The organism is Rothia sp. LK2492, assembly GCF_040946345.1.
In the GTDB taxonomy this organism is placed as follows: domain Bacteria; phylum Actinomycetota; class Actinomycetes; order Actinomycetales; family Micrococcaceae; genus Rothia; species Rothia endophytica.
Genome location: NZ_JAYWLX010000003.1, coordinates 31,454 through 43,933 on the forward strand (window position 1 = coordinate 31,454; position 12,480 = coordinate 43,933).

The window sequence follows — 12,480 nt, forward strand, 5'->3', positions numbered from 1 at the left end:
GTCTCATGCGCAAAAACCGCGTGCAACTGCGTGCCCGGACAAAAACCGGTGCAAACACCGATTTTTCGCCACACCTCTTGCATCCAATGACTCTGGAATTAGTATTGTGAATAATTTTTGATAAATAAACGACATGACGAAATGAAGAAAAGGCCGCCATGAGTCTCAATAAATATCGCGAAACCACCGCTGTCTGCCCCCACTGCAAAGAAGAATTTACCTACCACAATGGACGTGGACGTAACCCGATTTACTGCTCATCGAATTGCCGCAAATACGCGGCAGCTCACCGCAGGTACGCACGTGAAGCAGGGAATCCTGTGCGCATTATCCGCGAAAAACCGCACGTTGAGCCTCGACCAGAACCTAAAAACATCATTGTCTATCAGCGCCCCCGTAAAGCTGATATGCGCGCTTATATCCGACAAGAACCCAGCAAAATCATCCCTGACTTACTTACTGAGTTGGGATACTGCCTGAATGACCGGAAAGTGCCCAGGACTGAGCGAGCAGAGCTAGCGAGAGCCTTGGGTAAGGCACTAACACGATTGGCAAAATCTGAGTACGGGTTTGTCCGCAATGAGAAGACTGGTACCCCGATTAGCAGTGAGCTGAGTCCGCAGGAAATTGCGCATTATGCGCAGGCTTTAGGGGCCTTTGATGAGTTAGCTGCTTGGATTGAAGCTGAACGCAAGTACACCGAGTATGAGAAGGCAGTTGCGATAGGGCGTAAGGTGCGTAAAGCTGAGGATGCTATACGGTGTGAGACTGCTGGTGAGATGAAGCAACTACAAGATCAGGTGAGGAAGTTAGAGCAGACGCTATACGGGGTGGAAGGGGAGCTGGAACAGGCGCACGCTACTATTGCACGAATGCGGGAGAGGCAATCGGAGGCAGGGAATATGTTTGAGGCGCTGACGTTGAGGGAAAGGGTTTCAGATTTGGAGTCTTTGGTGTTGAAGTGGCAGGAACGTTCTGCTGAGTGGGAGAAGGTTGCCAAATTGGAGCGTGACCGTGGTGAGCGGGAGGTTTCGCGGGCACGGGCTGAGGCTTTGGACGGTGGTTCAACGTTTTTCAAGGGACGTAGAGGTTGAGGGTCTTCCCTATGCGTCAATAAATTATTAGATATTCAGTTGATTCTTGTATTTACTCTTATTATGATATGAATTACACCGCCAATCGCTAGGGCAACGGAGTCCTAGAACGAAAGGAAGCTATGTATATATCAAGGAAAATCTCAGCAGGTATTGCTACAGGGATTCTTGTTGCGGGGATGGTTGGAGGAGCGACTCCTGCAGCTCATTCTAGCGACCAGCATGTTGATTCAGATGGAGTTTCTAGCGTTAATCTCCCGGAGATGGACAGCAGATTTTTATTGAAAGCCCCTGAAGCTCCCGAAGGAAAACAGTGGTATAAGGGTGAATCTTTAAGAGAAACAGCGACGGATATAGATAATGGGGCAACTGTATATCTAAATCCGGTAACTATCGGTCTGTGTAATGCTGGATTTGGGGACAAAAAAAGTTAAAACTTTTAACTCAAAGAATGATGGAGAAATAACCCTATATTGCGGCGATTCAAATAGTGGATATGTACATATTAGGGAAAGGCATGAATCTCAATGGGAAAGCCAGAAGGGAGGGTTCGAGGGCCCTTGGGATGACTACATGGCTTTCGCTACCCAAGCCTCTCTAGAGTCTCCCGCTTACTCTGCAGAAAAACCAAGCCAAAAACGTTGCTACACTACACCAATTGAAGTGTATGAAGTTGTTAACGGAGCGCCGGTTAAGAAAAAGACAATTAATCCGACTGTTATGATCTCTATGAATAACAAAAAGGTCATTACCTCGTATCCAACAACTACCCATAGGTGCTAAATTAACTTGGAAAGAAAATATCTGCCAGAATTCAGTTTCTATCATACAGATTTTCCATTCAAGGAGCCTATATACCACAATAGCGGATTCTTGAATTATGAAGAGTTTGAAGAGTTTATAAATAAAATTCCCAGGAAAATTTATAAGCAATGTATTGAGTGGGCTGAAAACTTCGAAAAAGAATTTAATGAAGATGAAAATGGTGATTATACTTTTTCATCACAAAAAGTTCGGGCAAAAATCGACCGCGAATATATCAGACTAGCGGAGATTTTGGCTGAAGAAGGATTTGAATTCAAACTTGAGATATGGTGGTAATGTTAAAATCTTTAGAGGGGCAAATATATTTGCCCCTCTAAAGATTTTTAACTATCACGTTTTTCGTAATCCTGAACGTACCGCCCAGCAGTTGACTTGGATACTCCTATCTGTTCAGCAATTCGCCGGACTGATAGACCTTGTGCACGAAGTTCTGCTGCCTGTTTTCTTTTGTGGTCGGCACGAGCTAGATACTGGTCTCGAGGCTCCGCAATCATCGTCCGTACAGTCCGTTCACTGATTCCGAATCGATGTGCAATCTCACGAGCAGTTTTTGGGCGTTGACGTTGCACCTGAGCTCCCATTTAGAAGACCTCCAAGATCTCTTGTATCCGCTCATCACGCGTCTTTTGCCTGATCTCTGCGGATTTTTTCCCCAAAGAAGAGCCCCAGCGTTTACGGTTCGTTACTGTCTGCTCGGGCGTAATATTCCGCCACACCCACCGAGCAATCGAGTTAGCCACCTGAAGAACCTCGCCCTCGCCCATTGGGCCGCGTGAAAACTCATCCGCAATCACCGAAGCATTCTTCAGCGATGCAAAGGCATAAACCGTCTCTGACCACTCGGAGTATTCGGTGTACCTCAAACGCGCCCTGTACGCCCACTGGCGGGTCAAATTGAACAAAGCCACGTTACGACCCACCAATGAGTCTAAAACCGTCTGAGCGCCTCTGTGAGACTCTGGGAGTGCTCCAATATCTCCAAGGGCCTTTGCCAGGTCCCTAAGCCCGTAGAGGGCTTCTGAGTCCCCCCAAATAGGTGTGTGGGCTGGATGGGTTGGGTTCTTGGTGATGCGATGTATCGGTCTGATCCTGCCGGGGCACATCGAAAGACCTCGGGTTTTTGCTTGCTCTCCAACAATTCTTAGGGAGTTGGAAGCCTAGCGGGTATGCCCGGTCGGCAAGCTGGCGACGTCCTGGGTATCGCGGTCATAGCGCCAATCGGGGTCCATGAGTAGACGTGAGAAAGCCAGCCCCATACCTAGCGCCATAAAGATGAAGAGCACCTGTACAAAGCTCTCGAGTGCCGCGGAGATGTTCCCGTTGGAAAAATGTGCCATGGACATATAGAAACTGACACCCGGAACCATGGTCACAACCGCTGGCACCGAGAGAGAGACGCGGGAGACGCGGCGTCCAAAAGCGGGGGCAAGAATCTCAGACAGCACCCCGGCAGCAAAAACAGCGGTTGCAACCGCCAGATGGGGTGGGCACCCCATCTCCACCCACCAGATACGAGCCGGGTTCACACCGGCGGCAATCACCCCGGCCCAGAAGCAGGCGAGAGGGGAGGCAGAGAAAAGCATGGCGAAGCCGAAAGCTGCTACGAAGGACGCCGCCACCTGCGCTAGTACCAGTAACCAGGTAGCAAGATGAGGTGCCGCTGCCTGCTCTAAGGGCAGGTCAAAGGCCGTGGACACCAGCCAGACAGCGCAGGAGGCAGACACCAACAGCAGCATAACGTAGGTCAGCCGGTTGATACCGGCGGCAAAGTCCATGCGGAAAAGATCTAAGAGCCCGGTCACCAAAGGAAAGCCGGGCACCAGGTAGAGCACCGATGATATAAAGCCCACCAGATGGTTATCGCCAATGAGCCCAGGAGCAATGAGAACGCTCATAGCACCCACATAAAGGCCTGCTGACAGTAGGCCACACAGTAACCAGATTGCTGCATGATTCATCCCCTTGTGTGCCAGCGTGGAGCGTAGTAGCTGGCCAGCGAAGGCAGCGAGCAATACTACAGCGCACTCGATGATGCCGCCCCTGTTGAGGAAGGCAAAGCCTGCGCAGGCAAAAGCAGCTGCTAGGGCTAGGAGACAGGGAGGGTAGAGGGGCTTTTCCGCGCCGATGCGATCCAGGGTGGCGCTGGCCTGTATCGGGCTGATGTGCTCGGGTAGGGATGAAACAAAGTCGCCCAGTACATCAATTTTGAAGGCGTTAATGCCTTTAATACGAGTCTCGGCAACCTCGGTGCGAAAGTTATTCCCCGAATAAGAGGTCGTAGAGATTTCGGTAAAGCTAATCTGGGCGTGGTGCTCATCTAGCCCCACTGCTCTTGCAAGGCGTGACATGGAAGATTTAACCCTGTAGGCAGAGGCCCCAGACTGCATGAGCAACAGGCCCAGTTTCATCACTACTGCTGACTGGTCCATCAGCAGGCGGTGCTCGCTGGGGTTTGAACCCCTATAGGCGGCGCTGATGGTGTCGTTCATGGTGCCCTCACAGGTCTAAGAAAGGTGTGCGGCTTTAATCCTACTCGCCGGTACGCACCGGCCATTCACCGCTAATGTCAGCCTGTTTGCCAATACGGTCAAAGTATTCCTGTAGCTCTTTGGCCTGCTCAGCAGCCCAGGTAATTTGGGCTTTGTGCAGGTCAGCGGCAGGTTGCTCGATCTCGTTATATTCCAGGCTCATGGCGGTCAGCAAGCGCTCTGCTGCCAGAGCGTCGTCCTTCGAAGTGTGAGCGTTTTCAAGTTCTACGCCATATTCGCCGGCAAGAACTTCTAGGGTGCGTTTGCCCTTTTTGAACTTGTGCACGTGCTTGTTAATAACAAGAGGGTCAAGTACGGGGTAGCAGGTGAGCGGCGGGTAATCGTAACGGGCCAGCTCGTGGTGCATGACAGAGAAATCATAGGCAGCGTTGAAAGCGATCACGGGCACCCCATCCGCGAACAGGCCTCCCAGCGCCATCGCTACCTCGTAGGCAACCTTGGCTGCAGGCTGACCATGCTCACGAGCGTACTCGGTGGTGATGCCGTGCACTGCGGCTGCTGGGGCAGGGATTTCAATACCGGGATCAGCCAACCATTCACCGGCGCGCAGTACCTGCCCGTCGGCGTCCACCAAGACGAGGGATGCAGTGACAATGCGAGCTGTAGCGGGATCAACGCCGGTGGTTTCGAGGTCGAAAGTGGCGCGGGGCAGGTCTGTCCATGAAGTCATACCTCGATAGTAGCCTTTGGCAGCAGATGATAAAAAATATTCTTTGCGCTGTAGTGCACAATGCTTAAAGTGTCAGTCCCCTGTGATGAAATGATGGGGTAGAGCCAAAGGAGAGCACCAATGACCGCTGAACAGCTTCATGGAGCAAAAACGCCTGCCCGTCTTCTCTTGGGCGCGCCGGGCACGGGTAAGACCGAGCGTCTGCTGCGTGCAGCCCAGGAGTTTTTGGACGGCGGCGCTGACCCTGCTCGCCTGCTGGTGCTGACCCCTTCGAGGGTCTCTGCCACCCGCTTCCGCGAGGAGCTTTCATCACGTATCTCCGCTACCGTTTCTACCGCTCCGGTGCGTGCCTGGCAGGCCTACGCTTTTGACCTGTTGCGCCGGGCGCATGTGGGTGGCTACCTGCCGGGGGTCGAATTTTCGCCCAAACTATTGAGCGGTCCCGAGCAGGATGTTCTGATTAGAGAACTTCTGGAAGGGCACCGTCAGGGGCATGGTACCAGCCTGACCTGGCCCCAAGACCTGCGTGAGGCGCTGGGCACCAAGGGTTTTAGGCACGAGGTGCGAGATTTCTTTGACCGCCTGGCAGAACATGACCTTTCAGCTGCTGCGGTGCAGGAGCTGGGGCAGCAAACAGGGCGCGCCGAATGGGTGGCGGTGGGCAAACTCTATGCCGAGTACCGGCAGATTCGTGCCCTGCGAGCACCCCAGGCATTTGACGCCGCTGCCCTTATTCATGAGGCGGTTAAGGTTCTGCTGGCTCATCCTGAGTTTTTGGCGGCCGAACGGTCTCGGTTTGATGTGGTGCTGGTGGATGATGTCCAGGAGCTGACTCCCTCTATTTACCGGCTGCTTTCTGCACTGGTGGGTAGGTCATTGGATGATCTGCTAAGCCATAGCCGCAGTTCGTTGCAGGGGATGGATGAACAAACCGCAGAGCACCTTGCCACAGCTTTTAGTGCCGCACCCCGCGTGATGTTAGCCTGTTGCACAGATACCGTGGTGCAGGGCTTCCGCGGCGCGGTACCCCAGCTAGCGTCCGGGCTGACCGCCATGATGGGGGAGCTGGTTCAAGAGCAACTAACAGTCTCTTACCGAATGCCTGAGGCCGTAGCCAGCAGTTGGGCTGCCGTAGTCAGCCGCCTGCCTGCCGTCCCCGGTGCGGTGCACCCGCGTCAGCTTTCGTTTACTTCACGGCAGGTTGAAGGCGATCAGGCTTTGCTTCCTCTGGGGGACGATGGAGCCCTGCTTGACCCTGAAAAAGCGGCAGATCCTCATCCCGCGGTCTTGGGGCTGACCGTCGAAAGTGCCCAGCACGAGAGCCGCCTGCTGGGGCAGATGATTTTAGAGGACCACCTTTACCGGGGCAGGTCCTACCGGTGCTCTGCCATCATTGTGCGCAACGGTTCGGATGTCACCCGGATTAAGAGAGCGCTTACCGGGTTGGGCGTGCCCGTGCAAACAGCAGCTTCTATTACCCCGGTGCGCGATGAACCAGCAGCTCGCCCCTTCCTCGATGCGTTAGGGCTCCTGCTTCATACCAGGTCTCTAGGAGAAGCCCCTGAGAGTGTCTCCGCAGAGAATCAAGCATCGGCTGAAAGTCCGAACCAACTTACCGAAACGGCGGAGGTCTCACCCTTCATCCCGGCGCCGGGTTCTGCTTGGGGTCTTGGAGTTGATACAGCGCTGTCTCTACTCACTTCCCGTCTGGGTGGAGCCAGCACCGCTGAAATTCGCCGTCTGCGTCAGCATCTACGTGCCGCTGATCTGCGAGCAGGGAGGGGGCGTAACAGCGATGAGCTGCTGGTTGAAGCCCTGATTTATCCCGAGCTGTTACCCACCAGCGGGGCGGGTAGGGCCGCTAGCAGACTGGCATCCGTCCTCAAAGCAGGCAATATCGCACTGGATCAACCGGGTGCGACCGCTGAAACAGTGCTTTGGGCGCTCTGGGAGGCGTCCGGTCTGGCCGCTGAATGGAAGAAACTAGCCGCTGGCACCGGAACAGCTGCAGATCGTGCTAACCGTGATATCGACGCTATGATTGGGCTCTTTGAGGCCGCAGAACGCTACACCGACCAGATGCCCGGTGCCACTGCAGAGCAGTTCCTCACCTACATTGATGCCCAAGACCTGCCCATGGATACTTTGGCAGAACGCACTGGCAACCGAGATGCAGTAGAAATTATGACCCCAGCCTTGGCCGCCGGTAGGCAGTGGGAGACGGTCTATATCGCTGGCTTGCAAGAAGGTACGTGGCCTAACACTACCGTGCGTGGTTCTCTGCTAGGAACCCAAGATTTGGTTGATCTGGCGACCGGCGCTACCTATGGTTCCGGGCGGCTCCTAGAACGTCTCAAAGAAACCCGCTTTGATGAGTTCCGTATGTTTTCCACCGCCGTCTCCCGTGCCAGTTATCGCGTGGTCTGCACGGCGGTCTCGTCCGCAGATGAGGCAGCCAGCGAACTGCTCGATATCTTTGCCCCGGCCCCCGGCGGCGAACGGTCTACCACCGAGGTGCGCCGGCCAATGACCCTGCGCTCACTTATTGCGGAGTTGCGTCAGTGGGCTGAAAGCCAGCACATCTCGCCCAGCAAGGCAGATGCCGCGGCCCGCTTGCTCAACCGCCTGAGTAACACCGAGAACACCGCTGGTTTGGTGTTACCCGGTGTAAACCCTGCTCATTGGTGGGGCCTTTTACCGCTATCGTCTTCAACCCCTGCCTTCGAGGGTGACGGACCGGTGCCGATTTCGCCCTCCCAGCTAGAGAAGATCCACCGCTCACCCCTAGACTGGTTCGTCTCAGCCTCTAAAGCTGAAGCTGCTACAGACGCATCACGTTCCTTAGGTACCCTTATTCACTCTATTTGTGAGGACTTCCCCGATGCCCCTGGCCACCAGTTGCGAGAGGAGCTTCACCGACGGCTCCCCACCCTGGGGTTACCGGACACCTGGGAGAGCCGTAAGACCATCGAACGGGCTGAGCAGATGGTCTCAAAGTTCGCCAGCTACGTGGCTGAACTGCCCGGTAAGGGACGCGAGCTTGTGGGAGTTGAAGGTTCTTTTACGGTGTTGGTGCCGGGCCCTGCCAGGGACGCCCTGCTTTCGGGCCGGGTTGACCGCATTGAGAAAGACCAGTTAGGGCGGTTCATCATTATTGACCTCAAAACTGGTAAGTCTAAGCCTTCGAAAGCTGACCTTGAAAAACACCCCCAGCTCGCTGCCTACCAGGTGGCTCTCGAAGCAGGCGCTGGCCAGCTCATGCAAGAGGCCCTCACGCAGGACCAAGCAGGGCAAGAGCATCCTTCCGACCCGCGTCCTGGCGGCTCTGTTAGCCGAAAAACTCTGGAATTTACCGGTCTGCGCGAGCTCTCAGGCGGAGCCCTGCTGCTACAGATTGGCGACAGCACTAAGAGCTACGGTGAACAGGCGCAGGCTCCCCTCGATACTGAGAGCGCATGGGCAGTAGAGCTCATCAACCGGGCCGCAGAACTCATTGCCGGTGAGCAACTACAAGCTCGTCATGCGAGTGGCGGCGCCTTTGGTATTGGCTGTGCCCTGCCCGATATCTGCCCGCTATGCTCCCGCGGCAGGCAAATAACCGTCCGCTCGGCCCTCTAAGGATCAAGATGATGACTACTTCACTCCCTGATAGCCAGCACCCCTACCTGACTCCAGAGCAGATTGCTGATGCCCTGGGCCGGCCCCGCCCTACCCCTGAACAGTCTGAGATTATCTCAGCACCCCTTACTCCGCGTCTGGTGGTGGCTGGTGCAGGTTCGGGTAAAACAGCGACCATGGTGGATCGAGTGGTCTGGCTGGTGGCTAATGGGCTGGTGCGTGCGGACCAGGTGCTGGGTGTTACCTTCACCCGTAAGGCCGCCGGTGAGCTCCGCGAGCGTATGCGCGGGCGTCTAGAAGATTTGCGCCGGCAGAACCTGGTGCGCCAGGTGCCGGGTGCGCAGGATGAACCGGTGGGTGACCCTGTAGTATCGACCTACCATTCCTACGCGAATTCTCTGGTGGCCGCCTACGGTTTGCGCATCGGCATTGAGGACGATGCACAGATGCTAGGTGGCGCTCAGGCCTGGCAGTTGGTAGCGCAGTTGGTAGAGCACTACGATGGAAAGCTACCTGAAAAAGAGGTGGCAAAATCAACCATGGTCAGTTCGGTCTTACAGCTTTCAGGCGAGTGCGCTGAGCACCTGGTGACCCCTCAACAGGTCAGTGACTGGTGCCAGGAGCAGATCAAACGAATTCAAGGGTTAGGTAAGCCCACTGGTAAGGGTGCAACTGCTGAACAGCGCACTCTTGTTCAGGGGCTAGAACTGCGCATTTTCTATGCTGAGCTGGTGAAGCGCTATTCCCAGATCAAACGCAGAATGCAGGTCATGGACTACGGTGATCTTATTGCCTGCGCCGCTCGAATTGCCGAGGAGGTCCCGTTAGCCGCGGCTACAGAGCGGGAACGATTTGCGGTGGTGCTCCTGGACGAATTTCAGGACACCTCCCATGCCCAGATGCAGCTTTTCTCTGATCTGTATGGAGCCAGAAACGGCGCTGCAGAACATCCGGTCATGGCAGTGGGTGACCCCAAACAATCCATCTATGGTTTCCGTGGTGCCTCAGATGGCCAGCTCTTTAGCTTCTATGACTTCTTCCCCACCAATGACCGCACCGCCCGCTATCTGGCGGTTGCCTGGCGCAACGACACCGCCATTTTGGCGGCTGCTAACGCCACCGCAGCCCCGCTGGCTCTACAGCCCGATTGGGTTCGTTCACAGCACTCCATCGAAGTACCCCACCTGGTGCCACGTCCCGAGCCGGGTAATGGCCGGGTTGAAATAGGGGAGTACCTGACCGATCGGGAAGAAGCTGAGGTTATCGCTCAAAAAATTGCGCAGCAACGAGAGCCCTTCGCGCACCGTCCCCTAGCCGAGATGCCCACTATGACCGTACTGTGCAAAAAGAGAGCCCAAATGGAACCTCTGCGGGAGGCCTTCGAGGCCAAGGGTGTGCCCTACCAGGTGGTTGGTTTGGGCGGTTTGCTGGATACCCCTGAGATTGTTGATACGGTCGCGGTTTTGCGGGTGCTCTCAGATCCGGGGCGATCTGACGCGCTGATGAGACTGCTGTCCGGCGCTCGCTGGCGCCTGGGGGTCAGTGATCTGCTGGCCTTCGCCGACTGGGCGGGGGCACTCAAGCAACAACGCGAGTATGAGATTCGTTTTGGTATCACCGGTGAGGCAGCTGCCCTGCGCGTAGAACAAGAAACCCTCGATGAGCTTGATGAGGTACGTTCACGGGGGCTCAACAGTAGACAGGACATCACCCGGCTTAAAGAAGCCGAGCGAGCCAGGGGTAATGAGCGCTACCGCCGTATTCTAGATTCTGCTGCCCCCGATATTTCAGACGGGGCGTCACTGGTTGAGGCTCTTGAAAATCTTCCCCCTGAGGGCTGGGTCAGCGCCCGCACCGGTCGGTCATTGACTCATGCGGCTCGTGGCCGTCTGCAGGCACTAGCAGCAGAAATTAATTATCTGCGTCAGTTCACCTCCGATGACCTTTCAACCCTTCTTTATGAAATTGAGCGCACCATGCTGCTAGATATTGAGCTGGCTGCTCGCCCCGGCGTCCGCTCGCACGCAGCCCGGCAGCACCTGGATGCTTTCCATGGGGTCGCAGCCACCTATGAGTCCAGCGCCCCGCGCATCAACGCTCTCTTGTTGGCCGCAGCTAACGGTCTTGATGCTGATGAAGCTGAAGAAACCGTGCGTTTTTCGTTGACTGCCACCGGCGCATCAGCTAGCGGTATCAGCGGTTTTTTGGCCTGGCTGGATGCCGCTGCCGCTGAAGAAGGTGGGTTGGATATGGCGGTGGAGGCACCGCGCCATGATGCGGTGCAGTTGCTCACCGTGCATGCTTCTAAGGGTTTAGAGTGGGACCACGTCTATATTCCCGGCGTGGCTGCCGGTGAATTTCCTGACGGTAAGGATGAACGCTGGACTAAGAAGGGGGATACCCTGCCCTGGCCATTGCGCGGGGATGCCAATTATCTGCCGCCCTGGCGCGATGACTTCGAGAACCTTAAGGACTTCGGCGAGTTTATGGACGTCATGAAGGAGCAGGCCGTTGAGCATCGGGTAGCCGAGGAACGCCGGCTCGCCTACGTGGGCTTTACCCGAGCGCGGTCTCTCCTGGTGCTGACCAGCTCATCCTGGAAGGGCACCGGGACTAAACCACGTCATGTCTCAGACTTCCTGCAAGAGTTACTTGATCTAGGTCAGGACCTAGCGAGTACCGGTAACCAGGACGCCGCCCAGCTACTAGCGCGCGTTGACGAGGCTCAGCTTGAATCCGGTAACCCTCAATCAGCCACACTACTCACTGCCCTCTGGCCCTTTGACCCCTTTAACGGACCAGAAATCCGTAGCTGGTCTTCCTTAGAAGATATGGAGACTGCCGGGGTAGAAGAAGCCAGCGGCACCAGCACTTCTGACGCTGGGCTGGGCCCAGACGGAGAAGCGGCTCCTCGGCTTACCCCGCGTCGGAGAGTTGAGCGCGCTGCGACTAACGTCTTACAAGGCGGGCTAGAGCCACGAGAGCTATCCGAGGTCACCGCCGACAGCAACGCCCAAGAGACCGCTGGTATCGAAGACTGGGAAGAAGAGACAAGGCTGCTGCTTGAACTCTTGCGCGCCCCGGCCGATCAACAGGAGTTTGAGCTACCGCAACACATTTCAGCCTCCCTCTTGGTTCAGCTAGCGCAAAACCCTGAGGTGGTCATCGATAACCTGCAGCGCCCCATGCCCCAGCGCCCCGGAATCGCAGCCCGTCAGGGAACCCTCTTTCATACCTGGGTTGAGGAACACTACGGTCAGAGTGCCATGTTGGATGTGGGGGAGGAAGACTTTGCCGATGATGACACCGCCGAAGAGCTTGATTTGCCCACCCTGCGCGAGAATTTCCTGGCAAGCCGTTGGGCGGATGAAGTGCCGTGGGCTATAGAGTATCCGCTGGAAACACCGGTCGAGGGGGTGACCGTCCGCGGTCGCGTGGACGCGATTTTCCGCACCACCGATACGGACGGTACTGAAAAGTGGGAGCTTGTGGACTGGAAGACTGGCAGGGTCCCTTCAAAGAAGGAGCTGAAAAGCCGCGCCCTTCAGCTGGGGCTCTACCGCATCGGCTTTGCCCGCTTGCACAAGATCGAGCCAGCGAATATCAGCGCTAGCTTCTTCTACGCTACTGAGGGTAAAGAAGTAAGGATTGAGGAGTTAGCAACCGAAGAGAAGATCGCTGGTGTATTGAAGAAAGCCCGTCGCCGGGCGGCACAGCTCTAGAG

At 55.8% G+C, this 12,480-nt stretch carries 9 protein-coding genes; 5 read left to right on the forward strand and 4 right to left on the reverse strand.

The window, feature by feature from the left end:
- The first annotated feature begins 158 nt into the window (after nt 1–158).
- The 3 genes from VVR27_RS04090 to VVR27_RS04100 all read left to right on the forward strand — a co-directional run bounded on the left by VVR27_RS04090 (nt 159) and on the right by VVR27_RS04100 (nt 2,195).
- The gene (locus tag VVR27_RS04090) at nt 159–1,094 is read left to right on the forward strand and encodes a hypothetical protein (protein ID WP_368547185.1); all 936 of its coding nucleotides are present in this window, start codon (nt 159–161) and stop codon (nt 1,092–1,094) included.
- Nucleotides 1,095–1,216: 122 nt separating this feature from the next.
- Complete coding sequence (locus VVR27_RS04095; protein ID WP_368547186.1) at nt 1,217–1,528, forward strand: hypothetical protein; 312 nt, start codon at nt 1,217–1,219, stop codon at nt 1,526–1,528.
- 355 nt (nt 1,529–1,883) lie between these two features.
- On the forward strand, nt 1,884–2,195 hold the full coding sequence (locus VVR27_RS04100; protein ID WP_368547187.1) for a hypothetical protein: 312 nt from the start codon (nt 1,884–1,886) through the stop codon (nt 2,193–2,195).
- Between the two features lie 47 nt (nt 2,196–2,242).
- Here the strand turns inward: VVR27_RS04100 and VVR27_RS04105 are convergent, their stop codons facing one another.
- From VVR27_RS04105 to VVR27_RS04120, 4 genes are all read right to left on the reverse strand, one after another.
- Nucleotides 2,243–2,500: a helix-turn-helix domain-containing protein gene (locus VVR27_RS04105; protein ID WP_368547188.1), complete on the reverse strand. Its 258-nt coding sequence runs from the start codon at nt 2,498–2,500 to the stop codon at nt 2,243–2,245.
- Nucleotides 2,501–2,839, reverse strand: coding sequence for a primase C-terminal domain-containing protein (locus VVR27_RS04110; protein ID WP_368547189.1), 339 nt, complete (start codon nt 2,837–2,839; stop codon nt 2,501–2,503).
- Between the two features lie 237 nt (nt 2,840–3,076).
- On the reverse strand, nt 3,077–4,408 hold the full coding sequence (locus tag VVR27_RS04115; protein ID WP_368547190.1) for a threonine/serine exporter ThrE family protein: 1,332 nt from the start codon (nt 4,406–4,408) through the stop codon (nt 3,077–3,079).
- A gap of 40 nt (nt 4,409–4,448) precedes the next feature.
- Nucleotides 4,449–5,138 carry a 3'-5' exonuclease gene (locus VVR27_RS04120; RefSeq protein ID WP_368547191.1) on the reverse strand — a complete coding sequence of 230 codons (690 nt, stop codon included), beginning with the start codon at nt 5,136–5,138 and terminating at the stop codon, nt 4,449–4,451.
- Nucleotides 5,139–5,258: 120 nt separating this feature from the next.
- Here VVR27_RS04120 and VVR27_RS04125 point away from each other — a divergent pair, with 120 nt between their 5' ends.
- Entirely contained in the window at nt 5,259–8,756 is a 3,498-nt protein-coding gene (locus VVR27_RS04125) for a PD-(D/E)XK nuclease family protein (RefSeq protein WP_368547192.1), read from the forward strand.
- Nucleotides 8,757–8,767: 11 nt separating this feature from the next.
- Nucleotides 8,768–12,478: a UvrD-helicase domain-containing protein gene (locus VVR27_RS04130; protein WP_368547193.1), complete on the forward strand. Its 3,711-nt coding sequence runs from the start codon at nt 8,768–8,770 to the stop codon at nt 12,476–12,478.
- The last annotated feature ends 2 nt before the right edge of the window (nt 12,479–12,480 follow it).

Coding starts and splice junctions, on each gene's coding strand:
- VVR27_RS04090 (WP_368547185.1), top strand. CDS start 159: ATGAGTCTCAATAAATATCGCGAAACCACCGCTGTCTGCCCCCACTGC.
- VVR27_RS04095 (WP_368547186.1), top strand. CDS start 1,217: ATGTATATATCAAGGAAAATCTCAGCAGGTATTGCTACAGGGATTCTT.
- VVR27_RS04105 (WP_368547188.1), bottom strand. CDS start 2,500: ATGGGAGCTCAGGTGCAACGTCAACGCCCAAAAACTGCTCGTGAGATT.
- VVR27_RS04115 (WP_368547190.1), bottom strand. CDS start 4,408: ATGAACGACACCATCAGCGCCGCCTATAGGGGTTCAAACCCCAGCGAG.
- VVR27_RS04120 (WP_368547191.1), bottom strand. CDS start 5,138: ATGACTTCATGGACAGACCTGCCCCGCGCCACTTTCGACCTCGAAACC.
- VVR27_RS04125 (WP_368547192.1), top strand. CDS start 5,259: ATGACCGCTGAACAGCTTCATGGAGCAAAAACGCCTGCCCGTCTTCTC.
- VVR27_RS04130 (WP_368547193.1), top strand. CDS start 8,768: ATGACTACTTCACTCCCTGATAGCCAGCACCCCTACCTGACTCCAGAG.